At 69.0% G+C, this 16,630-nt stretch carries 15 protein-coding genes; 6 read left to right on the top strand and 9 right to left on the bottom strand.

The window, feature by feature from the left end:
- Positions 1 to 130: 130 nt before the first annotated feature.
- Positions 131 to 1,210 carry a phosphoribosylformylglycinamidine cyclo-ligase gene (gene purM / locus ACLML9_RS21140; RefSeq protein ID WP_063062735.1) on the top strand — a complete coding sequence of 360 codons (1,080 nt, stop codon included), beginning with the start codon at positions 131 to 133 and terminating at the stop codon, positions 1,208 to 1,210.
- Between the two features lie 385 nt (positions 1,211 to 1,595).
- Here purM and ACLML9_RS21135 read toward each other — a convergent pair whose 3' ends face one another.
- From ACLML9_RS21135 to ACLML9_RS21115, 5 genes are all read right to left on the bottom strand, one after another.
- Positions 1,596 to 1,805, bottom strand: a complete 210-nt coding sequence (locus tag ACLML9_RS21135) for a DUF3073 domain-containing protein (RefSeq protein WP_411947159.1) — start codon at positions 1,803 to 1,805, stop codon at positions 1,596 to 1,598.
- Between the two features lie 162 nt (positions 1,806 to 1,967).
- Positions 1,968 to 2,933, bottom strand: coding sequence for an asparaginase (locus ACLML9_RS21130; RefSeq protein ID WP_411947158.1), 966 nt, complete (start codon positions 2,931 to 2,933; stop codon positions 1,968 to 1,970).
- Positions 2,930 to 3,613, bottom strand: coding sequence for an MOSC domain-containing protein (locus tag ACLML9_RS21125; protein ID WP_411947157.1), 684 nt, complete (start codon positions 3,611 to 3,613; stop codon positions 2,930 to 2,932). Before ACLML9_RS21125 ends, ACLML9_RS21130 begins: the two co-directional genes overlap by 4 nt.
- A gap of 34 nt (positions 3,614 to 3,647) precedes the next feature.
- The gene (locus ACLML9_RS21120) at positions 3,648 to 4,763 is read right to left on the bottom strand and encodes a YgfZ/GcvT domain-containing protein (RefSeq protein ID WP_411947156.1); all 1,116 of its coding nucleotides are present in this window, start codon (positions 4,761 to 4,763) and stop codon (positions 3,648 to 3,650) included.
- A 70-nt stretch (positions 4,764 to 4,833) separates the two neighbouring features.
- Complete coding sequence (locus tag ACLML9_RS21115) at positions 4,834 to 5,232, bottom strand: sterol carrier family protein (protein WP_411947155.1); 399 nt, start codon at positions 5,230 to 5,232, stop codon at positions 4,834 to 4,836.
- Positions 5,233 to 5,383: 151 nt separating this feature from the next.
- Between ACLML9_RS21115 and ACLML9_RS21110 the strand changes: the two genes are divergently transcribed.
- The 5 genes from ACLML9_RS21110 to cydC all read left to right on the top strand — a co-directional run bounded on the left by ACLML9_RS21110 (position 5,384) and on the right by cydC (position 12,999).
- A complete protein-coding gene (locus ACLML9_RS21110) occupies positions 5,384 to 6,304 on the top strand; it encodes an aminodeoxychorismate lyase (protein WP_411947154.1) in 921 nt (306 codons plus the stop codon).
- Positions 6,305 to 6,465: 161 nt separating this feature from the next.
- The gene (locus ACLML9_RS21105; RefSeq protein ID WP_411947153.1) at positions 6,466 to 7,929 is read left to right on the top strand and encodes a cytochrome ubiquinol oxidase subunit I; all 1,464 of its coding nucleotides are present in this window, start codon (positions 6,466 to 6,468) and stop codon (positions 7,927 to 7,929) included.
- Between the two features lie 9 nt (positions 7,930 to 7,938).
- Positions 7,939 to 8,973: a cytochrome d ubiquinol oxidase subunit II gene (gene cydB / locus ACLML9_RS21100; protein ID WP_411947152.1), complete on the top strand. Its 1,035-nt coding sequence runs from the start codon at positions 7,939 to 7,941 to the stop codon at positions 8,971 to 8,973.
- Positions 8,974 to 8,977: 4 nt separating this feature from the next.
- Positions 8,978 to 11,083 carry an ATP-binding cassette domain-containing protein gene (locus ACLML9_RS21095; protein WP_411947151.1) on the top strand — a complete coding sequence of 702 codons (2,106 nt, stop codon included), beginning with the start codon at positions 8,978 to 8,980 and terminating at the stop codon, positions 11,081 to 11,083.
- A gap of 65 nt (positions 11,084 to 11,148) precedes the next feature.
- Entirely contained in the window at positions 11,149 to 12,999 is a 1,851-nt protein-coding gene (cydC, locus tag ACLML9_RS21090) for a thiol reductant ABC exporter subunit CydC (protein ID WP_411947160.1), read from the top strand.
- Between the two features lie 267 nt (positions 13,000 to 13,266).
- On the opposite strand, the gene ACLML9_RS21085 is transcribed toward cydC, so the two are convergent.
- The 4 genes from ACLML9_RS21085 to ACLML9_RS21070 all read right to left on the bottom strand — a co-directional run bounded on the left by ACLML9_RS21085 (position 13,267) and on the right by ACLML9_RS21070 (position 15,990).
- Entirely contained in the window at positions 13,267 to 14,010 is a 744-nt protein-coding gene (locus ACLML9_RS21085) for an FABP family protein (RefSeq protein ID WP_411947150.1), read from the bottom strand.
- 299 nt (positions 14,011 to 14,309) lie between these two features.
- A complete protein-coding gene (locus ACLML9_RS21080) occupies positions 14,310 to 14,615 on the bottom strand; it encodes a DUF1416 domain-containing protein (RefSeq protein WP_030522845.1) in 306 nt (101 codons plus the stop codon).
- Between the two features lie 5 nt (positions 14,616 to 14,620).
- Positions 14,621 to 15,454: a sulfurtransferase gene (locus ACLML9_RS21075; RefSeq protein WP_411947149.1), complete on the bottom strand. Its 834-nt coding sequence runs from the start codon at positions 15,452 to 15,454 to the stop codon at positions 14,621 to 14,623.
- Positions 15,455 to 15,510: 56 nt separating this feature from the next.
- Complete coding sequence (locus ACLML9_RS21070; RefSeq protein ID WP_411947148.1) at positions 15,511 to 15,990, bottom strand: DUF4395 domain-containing protein; 480 nt, start codon at positions 15,988 to 15,990, stop codon at positions 15,511 to 15,513.
- Positions 15,991 to 16,630: the final 640 nt, after the last annotated feature.

The raw sequence follows: 16,630 nt of genomic DNA, 5'->3' as shown, positions 1-16,630 counted from the left end.
CAAGGGGGCCTCGACCCCGCGCGCCGAAGGCGCGCCAGAAAACACAGCCCGGCCCCCCATGCTCCGGGGCGACGCCATAAACTCTGAGCAGGCAATTATCCGCGAATTCGGTTTGGAGCTTTCCCCGACAATGACTGAGCAGAACCCCACCGGTGCCGGTGCGTCCTATGCCGCAGCTGGAGTGGATATCGAGGCCGGTGACAGGGCTGTCGAGTTGTTCGCCCCGCTGGCGCGTAAGGCGAGCCGGCCCGAGGTGCAGGGCGGGATCGGTGGCTTCGCCGGATTGTTCGCGCTGAAGAAGAGCTATCGGGAGCCGCTGCTGGCTTCGTCGACCGATGGGGTCGGTACGAAGATCGCGGTGGCCCAGGCGCTGGACAAGCACGACACGGTGGGTCTGGACCTGGTGGCCATGGTCGTCGACGATCTGGTGGTGTGCGGGGCCGAGCCGTTGTTCCTGCAGGATTACATCGCGGTCGGCAAGGTGGTGCCGGAGCGGGTGGCCGAACTGGTGGCCGGTATCGCCGAGGGGTGTGTGCGGGCCGGTTGCGCGTTGCTGGGTGGTGAGACGGCCGAGCATCCGGGGATGATGGGTGCCCAGGATTACGATCTGTCGGCGACCGGTGTCGGTGTGGTCGAGGCCGATGATCTGCTGGGGCCCGATCGGGTGCGTCCGGGGGATGTGGTGATCGCGATGGGTTCGTCGGGTCTGCATTCCAACGGTTACAGTCTGGCGCGCAAGGTGCTGCTGGAGATCGACCGGATGGCGTTGACCGGGCATGTGGAGGAGTTCGGTCGCACCCTCGGTGAGGAGTTGCTGGAGCCGACCCGGATCTATGCCAAGGATTGCCTGGCGTTGATCGCCGAGACCGATGTGCGGACGTTCGCGCATATCACCGGTGGTGGTCTGGCCGCGAACCTGGCCCGGGTGTTGCCCGCGGGGCTGGTGGCCGAACTCGACCGCGGGACCTGGAATCCGGCGCCGGTGTTCAAGATGATCGCGCAGCGTGGCCGGGTGGAGCGCGTGGAGATGGAGAAGACGTTCAATATGGGCGTCGGGATGGTCGCCGTGGTCGCGCCCGAGGATGTCGATCGCGCGCTGGCGGTGCTCACCGCGCGCCATATCGAGTGCTGGACGCTGGGCAGCGTGAAGAAGGCCAAGGATGTGGATGCGCCGCGGGCGGTTCTGCTCGGGGACCATCCGCGTTTCTGATCCGCGGTCCGGCCGGCGTGATCCGGCGGCCGGACTTCCGGGTTCCATTGATGTTCCGTGCGTCTGATTCCGCGTGTCCCGATATCGCGACAATGCGGTCCTGACGGCCCGCGGGTCAACGCGCAGCTATCGGCATTCCGGAGTCGTGCACTCGGAGCGCGAGCCCCAGCGCGGTGACCGGACTTCTCGGACTCGACTTCCGCCCGGCGGGTGATAGATCGCCCACCGACTCTCGGTCGGAACCGACGCGATGATTCGAGTGCCGCTCGGGTCGCACCGCCGGTTCACGTCTTCCACCGCCGGGCAAACCGGCGGGAAACGGCGCGAACCGGCGTAAACGACCGAAAGGGAGGCCTACGGCCTCCCCCGAGCGTATGCACCCTGATCAGCGGCGCCAGCTGTCGTAGTCGTCGTCCACGTCCCACTTGGACAAGGAATTGTCCGCGTCGTGCTCATCCGACAGGACGCCACCGCGTGGGGCGTTGTCGCTACCGGAAAGCTCGCGCTGAAGGCTCGCGAAGTCGGTCGACGGCGAGCTGTACTTCAGCTCGCGCGCAACCTTGGTCTGCTTTGCCTTAGCCCGGCCACGGCCCATGGCTGACCCCCTCGCGTCACAGCGGGGCGGCCTGGGGATTGGTGGCGGCCCCGTTCGAATTAATATCTTCCTGACAGACACTTTAGCGCGTGTCCGGCCGTCGCGCTTCCACGAGTCGGCTATCCGCGGGATCAGCCGACCGGTTTGCCGATGTTTCGCCGCTCAGTCCCCAGGCGGAATCGAGCCCGGTATGACCCGGATCACACCGACCCGGGTTCCGCCGCCGAGCACCGGCGGGGCCGCGAGCGCCGCCAATTCATCGGACCATCCGATGCCCATACGCTGCAGGACTGCCATGGTCAGCGGGATTCTGGCGCGGTCGGCGCCGTCATCGATCTTGTAGGCGAAGGCGCTGCCGTCGGGTAACGCTCCGGCGTGCACGCCGTCGGCGCCGATCTTGCAGATCAGTTCGGGGACAGCGTTCATCGTCAGCAGATCGGGGCCGTTGGTGCCCGAAATCACCTGTGGATGCGCGCGGAGCGCCGTGGCGATCCGGCGTTCGGGTGTGCCGTCGGGGGCGGTGGCCAGGGCCGCGAAGGCACGCGCCAGATTCGTCAGTGAGACGGGGACGATGGGTAGGCCGCAGCCGTCGATGCCGAGATCGGTTTCCGGCTCACCGGTCGTCTCGATGATCTGGGCCAGCACGGCCTGCTGCAGCGGGTGGCCGACCTCGGTGTACCCGGTGACCGGCCAGCCGTTCACCGCGCAGGTCGCCAGCATGGCGGCATGTTTGCCCGAACAGTTCATATACCGCTTGGCGGGTTTCTCGCCGCGGTAGAGCACCTCGGCCCGGGTCCGCTCATCGCCGGGCAGGTCCGGGGGACAGGCCAGATCGTCCTCGCCGAATCCGAAACGGCGCAGCAACCGCTCGACCAATTCGATGTGCTCGGGTTCGCCGGTGTGCGAGGCGGTCGCGATGGCCAGTTCCGCATCATCGAGGGGGGTGAAACCGTGTTTGAGCAGGGTGAGCGCCTGCAGCGGTTTATTGGTGGAGCGCGGATAGATCGGCACGTGCACCGAACCGGCCGCGAAGCTCGGTTCCCCGTCGGGGCCGATGATCACCACCGAGCCCCGGTGCACACATTCCCGGAACCCCGAACGCACCACCTCGACCAGATCCACGCTCATCCGATCGCCTCCTGTTCCGGGGCCGGCTCGGCCGACGCGGCACCACGGCGCGTGTGCCGGGCGATCTGTGCGCGGATCTCATCGGAGATGGTGGGCTCGGCGGTGAGCAACCGTTCGAGCCGTGCGGGATCGGCACCGGTGAAGACATCGCGGACAGTGATGCCGTGCTCGGGCACGTGCACGCATTCGACCGGGTCGCCGGCGCCCACCTCGCCCTCGGTGAGGACCCGGAAATAGCATCCGGTGTTCGCCCGCAGGGCGAAGCGACGCACCCACTGCCGTTCCCCGGACCAGTGTCCGAAGGTGGCGCACGGCACCCGGGGCGCGCTCACCTCCAGTAGTGCGTCGCCGATGCGGCAGCGCGCGCCGAGCACGGCGTCGCTGAGCGGCAGCCCGGAGATACGCAGGTTCTCCCCGAACCACCCGGGTTCGAGGGTGCGGCCGAGTTCGGCCGCCCAGGTCCGGGCGTCCTCCTCGGCATAGCCGTACACCGCCTGGTGGACGCCGCCGTGGTCGCGGGTATTGCACACATGATCGCCGGCGAGCCCGAGCCGCCCGGCGCGCACCCGGCCGGGTACCGGGCGCTTGTCGATCGCGCTGCGCCCTACCCGCCCCGGCACCTCCAGGTCGGCATGGACGACACATGCGGCCAGCACCCGGCCGATGGCACCGACGTGCACAGCTGTCTCCTCTCGGCTCGTCGCCCGGCGCCGCTCAGCGGCCACGGAGCCGTTCGACGGCGCGACGCCCGGCCTGGGGAACGTCGTCGGCGATTACCGAATCGGGGTCGATGGCCGCGGCGGTGCCGCCCACGGTCAGCCGGGTGTCGGCGGGGACGGATCGCTTTATCAGGGCGAGCGCGACCGGGCCCAGTTCGTAGTGGTCGATCGTGGTGCCGAGGACGCCCACGGCACGGTTGCCGGCATCGACCGGTTCGCCGGGAGCGGGTCGCTCGTCGGCGGAGCCGTCCAGATGCAGCAGGACCAGCCGGCGCGGCGGTTTGCCGAGATTGTGGACCCGGGCCACGGTTTCCTGGCCGCGATAGCAGCCCTTGTTCAGGTGGACGGCCCCGTATTCGTCGGGCCCGCCGATCCAGTTCACCTCGTGCGGGATGGTTCGGTCGTCGGTGTCGAGGCCGATCCGGGGCCGCACGGCGGCCACCCGCAGCGCCTCGTAGGCCCACGAACCGGCCGGTTCGGCACCGGCGGCGGTGAGTTCGTTCCACCGTGACATGAGCTGTTCGCGGGGCAGAACGAGGTCGAAGGAGTCCGCGGTCGGCCAGGGCATCCGGCGCAGGAAACCGCCGCCCGGGACCGCGAGCGCCTCGTAGGTATCGGGCAGCCGGTCGAGGCCGAGTATGCCGGTCAGGGTCGCGACACCCGGGCCGAGCAGGCTCACGAGGGCGTGATCGGCCGCTTCCCGCGGCTGCGCGTCGGCCCAGAACACCATTTTGGTGAGGAAGTCCAGCAGGCCGGGACCCCGGTCGCCCTCGGTGTCGATCCACACCGTCGCGTCCAGTTCGGTGAGCACGAAATGGTTCAGTACCCGGCCGTTGAGGTCGAGATCCAGATTCTCCGCCGAGCGGCCCTCGCCCAGGTCGGCGATGTGCTGGCTGGTGATGGTGTGCAACCAGCTCAGTCGTTCGGCGCCGGTGACGGTGAGGACGAAACGGTGGGAACGGTCCACGATGGCCACGCGTTCGATCGCGGCGCGTTGTTCGCCGAGCGGATCACCGTAATGCCAGGGAACGGACTCGTCCGGCGAGCCGGGCGGGGCCGCGACGGCTCCCGGTACTGCGAGGACAGGGCTGGGTGCGGCGAGCACGGACACAGCTTCCACTCTAGGAGCAGATCACCCTGTCGTGCATCAGCGGGGGTTGACCAGGCGATTCGCCGCCGGGTCAGTCTTCGGGGCGTACCGGGACCAGCGGCAACCAGCGACCGATCTCGGCGGCCCGGCTGCCGGAGGCATCCACCGCGCCCGCGGCGACGGCGGCCGCGAATTCCTGGAGGCCGGTCGCCAGCAGCAGCCACGTCCGCGCATCGGTCTCCACCACGTTGGGCGGAGTGCCGCGGGTGTGCCGGGGGCCTTCGATGCACTGCACCGCGACGAAGGGCGGGACCCGCACCTCCACCGAATGTCCGGGAGCGGCCGCGGCCAGGGCTCGCGCCGTTCCGCGCACCGCCGCCGCCAGATCGGCCCGGGGCGGGGCGGGGCGGTTCTCGTCGAGCAGCCATTCCCGGACCGCGGTCACCGCGGCTCGCACCACGCCGGGGTCGATTTCCGTCCGTCGCGCCATTGCCCGACCTTAGCCAGCGCCACCCGCATGATCGAAATGGTGGACCCTGGGCGGATGCTGCGGTATCGGCGGCCGGGGAATCGGCCGAAATTGTCCGGGCGGCCCGGATTTCTGTCCGTCATAGTGAGCGGTGTTGGCCTACGCTCGTGCCATGGTGGATCGAGTTCTTGTAACACTCGACGGCGAGGTCCGCGATGCGGACCAGCCGTTGTTGTATGCCGACGATATCGGCGTCCTGCGTGGCGACGGAATTTTCGAAACGGCTCTGGTCCGCGGTGGCACGGTCTGCGCGCTCGATTTTCATCTGGCCCGGCTGCGCCGCTCCGCCCAGGCGCTCGATCTACCCGAGCCCGACTTGGCCCGGTGGCGCAGTGCGACCGAAACCGCGGCCAAGGAATGGGGCAGCGAAGAGGAAGGGGTCATGCGCCTGGTGCTGACCCGCGGCCGGGAGGACGCGCTCGGCAGCCCCAAGGCGGGGTTGCGCTCCGGGGAGTTGTCCGAGTCGGTTCCGGTCCCGACGACCTTCGTCATGGTGACGGCGCTGGCCGACCGGGTAGCGGCGGCGAGAACCGAGGGCGTCGCGGTGGTCACCTTGACCCGGGGTATCTCGATCGACCTCGCCCAGGCGGCGCCCTGGCAATTGCTCGGCGCGAAAACGCTGTCCTACGCGACCAATATGGCCGCGCTGCGGTTCGCCGCCCGGATGGGCGCCGACGATGTCATCTTCACGAGTACCGAACACCGTGTACTGGAGGGCCCGCGTTCCACGGTGGTGATCGCCCGGGACAAACAGCTGATCACGCCGCCGGCGAAGAACGGTGTGCTGCCGGGGGTCACGCAGCGGGCGTTGTACGCCGAGGCCGAACGCCGCGGTTACGACTGCCGTTACGAACCACTGTTCACCGCCGACCTGTTCGACTGCGACAGCATCTGGATGCTGAGCAGTGTGACGCTCGCCGCACGGGTCAATTCCCTTGACGGCGTACGGATGTCGGCGACGGAGTCGGTTTCGGAGATTATCGAGATGGTCGATCGGGGGATCGAACGGGCCGGGACCATCGCCGATTGGTGATCGCGGGCGCCACCGTGTGACCGGACCGCTTCCGGTGTGACCGGAACCGTTGCCGGACCGTGCGCGTATCGCCGAGTGCGTCGTGTCCGCCGACACATTGATCGGGCCGTGGCGACGCGTAGTCTTGGTCTACGACGCGTCGTAGTAACAGGAGGCTCGGTGTGGACGCTCTGGATGTCTCGCGATGGCAATTCGGCATCACGACCGTCTACCACTTCTTGTTCGTACCCCTGACGATCGGCCTCGCGCCGCTCGTCGCGGGAATGCAGACGGCCTGGGTCGTCACCGGCAAGGAGCACTGGTACCGGCTCACCAAATTCTTCGGGAAACTGTTCCTCATCAATTTCGCGCTGGGCGTCGCCACCGGAATCGTGCAGGAATTCCAGTTCGGAATGAACTGGAGCGAATACTCCCGATTCGTCGGCGACGTATTCGGCGCACCGCTGGCACTGGAAGGCCTCGTGGCCTTCTTCATGGAGTCCACTTTCATCGGACTTTGGATATTCGGCTGGTCGCGGCTGCCCAAACTCGTCCATCTCGGCACCATCTGGATGGTGGCGATCGGTGTCAACGCCTCCGCGTACTTCATCATCGCGGCCAATTCCTTCATGCAGCACCCGGTGGGTGCCCGGTACAACCCGGAAACCGGGCGGGCCGAACTGTCCAGCATCACCGAACTGCTCACCAACAACACCGCGCTGGCCGCCTTCCCCCACGTGGTCGCGGGATCGTTCCTCACCGCGGGCACCTTCGTCGCCGGAATCGCGGGCTGGTGGATGGTCCGCAGGGCGCGCAGCGGCGATACCGGTGAACTCGCCGAGGCGCGCACCGTGTGGCGCCCGGCGGCCCGGGTCTCGCTGCTGGTGGTGGTGGTTGCCGGCCTCGCGCTGGTCTACACCGGTGATGTCCAGGGCAAGCTGATGTTCGAGCAGCAGCCCATGAAGATGGCCTCGGCGGAATCGCTGTGCCATACCGAGACCGACCCCGACTTCTCGATCCTCACGGTCGGCACGCACAACAACTGCGACAGCGTCACCCATGTGCTCGAGGTGCCGTTCGTGCTGCCCTGGCTGGCGGAGGGCAAGTTCACCGGGGTGGAGCTGGAGGGCGTCGTCGACCTGCAGCGGGCCTACAACGAGAAATTCGGGCCCGGCGACTACCGGCCCAACCTCTTCGTCACCTACTGGTCGTTCCGCGCCATGATCGGCCTCGCCGCCGGTTCCGCCCTGCTGGTCTTCGCCGGACTCTGGATGACCAGGCGCGGCCGGGTCCCGCAGCAGCGCTGGTTCTCGTGGCTGAGCCTGCTCGCCATCCCGACCCCGTTCCTGGCCAACGCGGCCGGCTGGGTGTTCACCGAGATGGGCCGCCAGCCCTGGGTCGTGGTGCCCAACCCGACCGGTGACCAGGATCTGCGGCTGATGGTGCAGCAGGGCGTCTCCGACCACGCGGCCGCGACGGTATGGGTCTCGCTCATCACCTTCACGGTGGTCTACGGGCTGCTGGCCGTCGTGTGGTTCTACCTCATGCGGCGTTATGTGCTCGAGGGGCCGGAACGGCCGGCGGGCGAGCCCGCGGCCGAGCCCGCGGAGAAACTCGTCGCCGAACAGCTTTCGTTCGCCTACTAGGAGCCGGGTATGGGACTGCAGGAATTCTGGTTCGTACTGATCGGGGTGCTCTTCACCGGGTACTTCGTGCTCGAGGGTTTCGATTTCGGAGTCGGCATGCTCATGCCGATCCTCGGCCGGGCCTCCGATACCCGCCGCCGGGTCGTACTGAACACCATCGGCCCGGTCTGGGACGGTAACGAGGTCTGGCTGATCACCGCCGGTGGGGCGCTGTTCGCCGCGTTCCCGGAGTGGTACGCGAGCATGTTCTCCGGTTTCTACCTGGCGCTGCTGCTACTCCTGGTGGCCTTGATCCTGCGCATCTGCGCGATCGAATACCGGGGCAAGATCGACGATCCGCGCTGGCGGGCGCGCTGCGACCTCGGTATCGGAATCGGTTCCTGGGTGCCCGCGCTGGCCTGGGGCTGGGTATTCGCCAATATCGTGCGCGGCGTGCCGCTGGACGCCGACAAACAGTTCACGGGCGCCTTCGGCGAACTGTTCGGCCCGTACGCGCTCCTGGGCGCGCTCACCACCGGGCTGCTGTTCGCCTTGCACGGGGCGGTGTTCCTGGCACTCAAGACCGCCGGCGAAGTCCGCGACGACGCGCACCGCGCCGCCCGGCTGCTGCTGGTGCCGACGGCCCTGGTCGTGGCCGGCTTCGGCCTGTGGACCCAATTCGCCTACGGATCCGGCTGGACCTGGATCCCGCTGGCGCTGGCGGTGTTCGGGTTACTCGGCGGCGCCGCGGCGCTGCTGGCCGGACGGGACGGATGGTCCTTCACCGGGACCGCGCTCACGGTGCTGGCCGCCACCGCGCTGCTGTTCGGCGCGCTGTTCCCGGATGTGCTGCCCTCCACGATCGACCCGGCGTTCAGCCTGACCGTGGACAACGCCTCCTCGACCCCGTACACGCTGAAGGTGATGAGCTGGGCCGCGGTGATCGTGACCCCGGTGGTGCTGGGTTATCAGGCCTGGACCTATTGGGTGTTCCGGAAACGCATCAGTGTCGAACACATCCCACCCGGAATCGGACTTCCACCCCGCGTTGTCACCGAGGAGTGAGCGAATGGCCCGCCCGCCCGTGGACCCTCGCCTGTGGCGGTACGCGCGTTCGGCGCGGCGCTATCTCGCACTGAGCGTCGCCCTGTCGCTGGTGACGACGGTCGGCATCGCCTGCGCGGCCGTGCTGCTGGGGCGGGTGCTGGCCGGGGTGATCACCGACCCGGGCCGCCGCTCCCTCGGCTCGTGGACCGCGGAATTGGTGCTGCTCGCACTCGCGCTCGGCGGGCGGGTACTGGCGGCGTGGTGGCAGTCGCGGATCGCGCACCGGGCGGGCGCCCGGGTCGTCACCGAACTCGAACAGGCTGTCCTCGCCGCGGGCGCCGGACTGCCGCCCCGCGAACTCGAAACGCGGCGAACCGAACTCGCGGTCGTGGTGGGCAGCGGCCTCAACGGTTTGCGCGCCTATCTGACCGGTTATGTGCCCGCACTGCTGCTCGCGGTGCTCGTGCCCCCGGTGATACTGACGGTGATCGCCGTCCACGACCTGACCTCGGCGGTGATCGTGGTGATCACCCTGCCGCTGATTCCGATATTCATGGTCCTCATCGGCCTGCTCACCGAGGGCCGGGCCCGGGAGACACTCGCGGCCACCACGCGGCTCTCGGATCAACTCCTGGACCTGTTCGCCGGTATGCCCACCCTGCGCGCCCTCGGCCGGGAGACGGGTACGGCGACCGATATCCCCGGACGCACGATGAGTGGCCGCGTCCGGGAACTCGGCGAAACGCTGCACCGTCGCACCATGGCCGCACTGCGGATCGCGTTCCTGTCCTCGATGGTGCTCGAACTGCTGGCCACCCTGTCGGTCGCGCTGGTGGCGGTGGCGATCGGGATGCGCCTGGTGCACGGCGATATGAGCCTCTACGCCGGGATCGTCGCCCTGGTCCTCGCCCCGGAGGTCTACCTGCCGTTGCGGACCGTGGGGGAACGTTTCCATGCCGCACAGGACGGTATGGCGGCGGCCGACAGGGCTTTCGCTGTTCTGGACCCCGCGACCGGAGACACCGCGGATACGATCTCCGCGCCGGACGCACAGGGTGAACAAACACGCTTCCGGACCGGGGCTAACGCGGCCTCCGATACGGCGGTGACCCCGGCTTCCGTCACCGGGGCGAGCCCGGTTTCCGGCACGGCGGTACCCCCGGCTTCCGGGACAGCGGCTCGCCCGGTTTCCGGCACGGCGGTGACCTCGGGCTCCGGGACAGCGGCTCGCCCGGTTTCCGGCACGGCGGTGACCTCGGGCTCCGGGACAGCGGCGAGCCGGGATCCGGGCACGGCGACGAGCCCGGCCTCCGGTACCGCGGTGACCGGCACGGCGGCCGGCGTGACCTCGGCATCCGGCACCCTGGCGACCCCGCCTTCCGGCGGTGCGGTGAACGTCGACGGAACACGGCACCGCCGGACCGGCTCTCCGGGCGAGGGCGTCATCGAACTGTGTGACCTGACAGTCGATTCCCGGGATGGTGCGGCGCCGCACGGTTTGCATGCCGTATGCCGTCCCGGCGCCGTCACCGCGCTGACCGGGCCCAACGGCTCCGGGAAATCGACCGCGCTGCAGGCGATCCTGGGGTTGATCGAACCCACCCACGGTGCGGTGCTCGCCGACGGTGTCGATATCCGGGAGATCCCCGCCGAACAGTGGTGGGCACGGCTGGCCTGGCTCCCGCAGCGGCCGGTACTGGTCCCGGGAACCCTCCGGGAGAATCTCGAACTGCTCGGTGCCACCGTGGCCGGACCGGCGCGCCGCGGCCCGGCCCGAGTGCTCAGCGAACTGGACGCCGCCTGTGCCGTAACCGGTTTCGATGCCGTGCTCAAGGCGCTGCCCGCCGGATGGGATACCGTGGTCGGGTCCGGGGGGATCGGACTATCCCTCGGCCAACGGCAGCGGCTCGCGCTGACCCGGGTACTGGCCGCGGATCGCCCGATCCTGTTGTTGGACGAACCGACCGCCCATCTGGACGCCGACAGCGAAGTCGCGGTGGCGGCGGCCCTCACCACACTGGCGCGTACCGGCGCGACCGTGGTCGTGGTGGCCCACCGACCGGCCCTACTGTCCGCAGCCGACGAGATCGTCGCGGTACCGACGACCTGCCCCCGAATGTTGCGATGAGCTCTCGAACCGAAATCACCCGTCCGCCGCACCGCCGGTCCCGCGCGGGCCGCCGCCGGGCCCGGATGCGGCTGCTGCTGCGCGATACCCACCAGATGTGGGATCTGCTGGAAGTGTCCCGCCGGCGGCTGGCGTTCGCGACCGGGTGGGGCGTGCTGGCCCTGGGCAGTGCGCTGGGTCTCGCCGCGCTCGCTGCCTGGCTGATCGCCCGGGCGTGGCAGATGCCGCCGGTGCTGGACCTCACGGTCGCGGTGGTCGCGGTGCGGGCCCTGGGTATCTCGCGCGGTGTCTGCCGGTATCTGGAGCGGCTCGCCACCCACGATGTCGCCCTGCGCTCGATGACCGCCGCCCGCACCTCGGTGTACCGCGCCCTGGCCCGCGCGCCCCTGTGGCTGACCCGCCGCGCCGAGATCCCCGCGATCGCGGCGGGTGGGCCGACCGCCCCCACCGCGCCGGGCGGCCCCGGGGTCCCCGGCCGGCTACGGCGCGGGGACGTGCTGGTGCGGGTCGGCACCGATATCGACGATCTCGGGGCGGTGGTGGTCCGGACTTTCGTCCCGATCGCGGTGGCGCTGGTGCTGGCAGTGGCGGCGGTGGGGTTGCTGGCCTGTATCTCGCCACCGGCCGCCGGGGTGCTGGCGGCGGCACTGGCCTTCTCCGGAATCGTCGCGCCGTGGCTGTCGGCTCGCGCCGCGTCCGCCGCCGAACGGTCGGCGCGCGCGGATCGCGCCGTATTCGCCGCGCACGCCCTCACCGTGCTCGACCATGCCGCGGAACTGCGGGTCGCCGGGAGGCTGGAGTCCGCGCTGGACACCGCGGCGGCGGCGAACCGGCGGGCGCTGGCCGCCGAGGACCGGGCCGCGGGCCGCAATGCCTGGGCGGCGGCGGCGATACCGCTGGCCACCGGCGTGACCGTGCTCGCCGCCCTGCTGATCGGCATCATCGTCTACGGTCCCGGCGGGGGTACGCCGGGCGCGATGACCGCGATGGCGCTGGCCGTACTGGTGCTGCTCCCGCTGTCCGCCTTCGAGGCGACCGGCCCGCTGCCGGCCGCCGCGCAAACCCTCACCGTCGCGCGCGCCGCCCTGCACCGATTGCGGGCGGTATCGCCCGACCACCGCCCGGAGCCCCTCGAACGGGACGACGAACCCGCCGCGGACCCCACCGGCGGAGCGCCGCGGGTCACCGGCACCCGCAAACGGTTCGGCACCGGCGGCTACCCGCATCCGTTCCCCTACGCCGACAGCCGCGCCGACGGAGTCGTCATCGGCTGGGTGGGCGACGGGCAGTGGCAGATCCCGGAACGTCCGCAGGCATCCCGGGTCGTGGTGGTCGGGCCCAGTGGCGCCGGGAAAACCACCCTGCTGATGGCCTGGGCCGGTCTTTTCGACAATCCGGACGAACAGGTGCGGTTCTTCGCCGAGGACGCCCATCTGTTCGGTACCAGCGTGCTGGAGAACCTGCGGGTGGCCCGCGGCGATCTCGACGCCGCGACCGCCGAGCGGGCGCTGCGGACGGTCGGCCTGGGGGACTGGCTGGACGGCTTGCCCGACGGCGTGCACACCGACCTGCCGGGTGGCGCCGCCGCGGTCTCGGGCGGTCAGCGCCGCCGCATCCTGCTCGCCCGGGCGCTGGTGTCGCCCGCCCGCGCGCTCCTGTTGGACGAACCCACCGAACACCTCGACGCCGTGGCCGGCGCACAACTTCTGCGGGATCTGCTCGATATCGACAGCGGCCTGGTCGCGGCCGACCGCGATGTGGTGGTGGTCACACATCAGTTACCGGCCGGGCACCGCGCCGGCCTGGTGATCACCGTCGATGAATCGGGCCAGGTCCGGGCCGCTTTCGCGGACGGGAAAGCGACCCGTTACGCCCTCGACGAAATTCCGTTGCCGACTACCACGGGTAGTGGCTAAGTTCGGAGTTACACAAGGAAGGAGGTGATCCCAAGAATGGAAATTCTCAGGACGCGTGAGGTGGCTGCCAGCTGAGCGCTGTAGCCGGCTGTCCTCTCGGATTCCGAGCGCTAAAGAGCTGAGCGAATCCACGGCAGCCACCCGGCCCCCGAGTCCCCGATCCGTCCGATCGGGATCGGCCGCGAGACCCACCGGTATTCACACCACGGGTCCGCGTCGATACGGCTCGGGGGTCGTTCTGTATCCGGGACCCCCGCGGCGCCGGGGTCAGCCGATATAGCGCTGCAGCCGTGCGGACAGGCGCGGCTGCAGCGGGCCATCGGCCACCACACGCTCCTCCACATAGGCCAGATCGCCGCCCTCGACGATTCCGTACAGACGTTTGGCGCCGCCCACCACCGCGCCGGTCTGGCTGCGAATCACCACATCGGTGGCCAGTTCCCAGGAGGCCTGGGTGAGTGCGGTGCCGTAGAAGAGTTCGACGATTCCGGTGCTGTGGGTGAGCAGCAGTTCCAGCACTTCGTCGCTGCCGTCGACCCCGACCCGCCAGAATCCGGTTTCACGCAGGTCCGGCCCGCCGTAGCTGCCGTCGGATTCGACGAACCAGGACCGCGAATCCCAGCTCAGATAATCGCCGCCGTCGTGGGAGACCACGATCTGCTGCCCGAAGCGATAGTCCCCGCGCTCGGGGTTGTTGCCCTCACCCTCACCGCGCCAGACGCCGACCATCGGCAGCAGCGCCAGCATGGCCGGATTCAGGTCCGGGCCGAGGCGCAGATTCGCCGTATCGTCGGGAAGAGGGAGGTCCGGGAGCACCGGGATGTTACGGCCGCCGGTCGCCTTGGCGCGCTCGACCGCGTCGGCCACCGCCCGGTCGCCGCTCAGCGACGACGGAGCATCGGCCGGACGGCCGTTACCGTTCTGGCCGTGGGTATCGGCCGGAGGCCTTCCGTTGCTGTTGTCGCTCGCTCGCTCGGCCGGATCGGAACCTTCGCTCGCGAGACCGCTCATGATTCGGTGAACAGCCGGTAGAAGACGTACAGGCCGAACCATCCGATGAGGATCGATACGGCGATCAGCAGAATCTCGAAGAAGAGGACCACAGATCGATTCTATTGCCCTGCCTCCGGCGGGGCGGGACGGGGCCCTCGTGATCCCCGCCACGATGCCGATCATTCGCGGTGGACGAAGGGATCGCGTGGTCGTGCGCCGTGAACGGTCGCGGCGTGTTCGGTGAAGTAGTGGGCGGAAACGGAACGGCCCGGGATACACCCTGCGAGAGGGTGTATCCCGGGCCGTGCGGTCCCGTCCTACTTCGAGACGGCGACGTCCAGGTTGTGGATGCCCGGGCCGTCGGGGCGGAGTTCGGCCGTGCCGTTGCCCGCCGAGGACAGCGCGCGCAGCGTCCAGGTGCCCGGCGCCGCGAAGAAACGGAAGTCACCGGTGCCCGAGGCGACGACCTCGGCGGTGAAATCCCCGTTACCGTCCAGCAGTCGCACGAAGGCGCCCGCCACCGGCTCACCGTCCGTGGCGAGAACCCGGCCGGTGATGACCGTTTCCTTCTCCACATCGACCCCGGCCGGAATGGCCTGGCCCTGGGTAGGTGCTGCACACATGCTGGTTATTCTCCCAACTCGATAGGGGCGCCGATGAGCGAGCCGTATTCGGTCCAGCTGCCATCGTAGTTCTTGACGTTCTGGTGCCCGAGCAGCTCCTGCAGCACGAACCAGGTGTGCGAGGAACGCTCGCCGATACGGCAGTAGGCGATGGTCTCTTTGCTGCCGTCCAGGCCGGCCGAATTGTAGAGCTCGGCGAGTTCGGCGTCGGAACGGAAGGTGCCGTCCTCGTTGGCGGCCTTGCTCCACGGTACGTTGATCGCGCCGGGGATGTGGCCGGGGCGCTGGCTCTGCTCCTGCGGCAGGTGCGCGGGGGCCAGGATCTTGCCCGAGAACTCGTCGGGGGAGCGCACATCGACCAGGTTCTTGGTGCCGATGGCCGCGATGACCTCGTCGCGGAAGGCACGGATGGTGTTGTCCGGCTGCGCGGCCTTGTACTGGGTGGCCGGGCGGCTCACCGCATCGCTGGACAGCGGGCGCCCGTCGAGCTCCCACTTCTTGCGGCCGCCGTCGATCAGCTTGACGTTGTTGTGGCCGTACAGCTTGAAGTACCAGTAGGCGTAGGCGGCGAACCAGTTGTTGTTGCCGCCGTACAGGACCACCTCGTCGTCGTTGGCGATACCGCGCTCCGAGAGCAGTGCGGAGAACTGCTCCTGGCTCACGAAATCACGACGGACCGGATCCTGCAGGTCCTTCTTCCAGTCGAGCCGCACGGCGCCCTCGATGTGTCCGCCTTCGTAGGCGGTGGTGTCCTCGTCGACCTCGACGAAGATGACGCCGGGGGTCTTGAGGTTCTCTTCGGCCCAGTCGACGGAGACCAGGACATCGGAGCGAGCCATGTTTTCCCTTTCAGTGGTGACAGCGGATCGGTGTTCAGTTCGATGCGGGGGATTGTTCAGTTCGATGCGGGGGATTCGGACGGGGTGTTCGGGCGTAGCCGGGTGACCAGCGGGTACAGCTTGCAGCCGAGGCAGATGCCGAACGCGGCGTTGAGGAACGCCGCGAACAGGGCGAACCCGGCGAACAGCGCGCCCACGGCGGTGCTGCCGAGAAGGAAGCCCAGCAGGCTCACCGCGGCGAACACGAAGCCGAGCAACTGAGCGAATCGTAACGGGGCGGTCGGTTCGGTCTCGGTGACCGGGCCCAGGCGCGGCGCGACGAAGCGCGCGTAGATCAGGCCGTACGGGTGCCGGCGCGGCCCGAGCCGGGCGCCGAGCGCGAACACCAGCGTCTGGACGGCGACCAGCACGGTGGCGGCGATCGGAGCGAACGCGGCGAGCAGCAGGATCAGGACCAGGACGCCGGTGGTGACCCAGGCGACGAAACGGGGACCGCGGATATCGACTCGGTTCGCGACAGTGGTGATAGTGGACATGAACAAAGCTCCTGCGCTCGAACTTTTCGGCGGAATTCGGCCGGTTCGCCGGGGGATGAAATCGCTCGCGCGGACGAACCGTGGTCGGCGTCAGGAAAGAAGAGCCGACCGCTCAGCGGCACAGGCAGCAACAACCACCGAGGCGGCACAGGTCGACTGTGCGGCGACGGGTGAGCATCAGCTCGCGGTGGTTTTGCACACCGGCAGTCTACCCAATTACTCCGCTGTGCCAATGGGGAGGGTGTCCGCTTCAGGACAGGGGCCTTACCGGACGACATCCGTCGTCCGGGGAGCGGCGGCCACCGAGCCCCTGCAGTGCCGCGGACCTACACGGGCCGTTCGGGGCAGCGCGTCCGGAAACTTCCTCCGCCTGCCCCGGCCGGTCCGCATTCGTGATCGGGGCCGCCTGCGGTTATGGAGCGTGTGCAGCAGACAGTCCAGAGACCGGCGACCATTGAGCACTGAGAGTGATGTGAGCCTCCCCCGGCCGGTCGAAGTGCACGACAGCCTGCACCTTCCGTCTATTCCGGATGGTCTGCGTTCGTGGTCGGGGCCCGCCTCCGATTCTGGACTGACGGAGCGAGGGAGCGCAGCGACTGAGCGGAGGAGGGAAGAATCGGGGTCACAGGGCCCCGACCCG

The sequence above is a fragment of the Nocardia sp. NPDC002869 genome, from assembly GCF_046764065.1.
Lineage (GTDB): Bacteria > Actinomycetota > Actinomycetes > Mycobacteriales > Mycobacteriaceae > Nocardia > Nocardia rhamnosiphila.
This window is presented reverse-complemented; position numbering and strand designations above follow the sequence as displayed.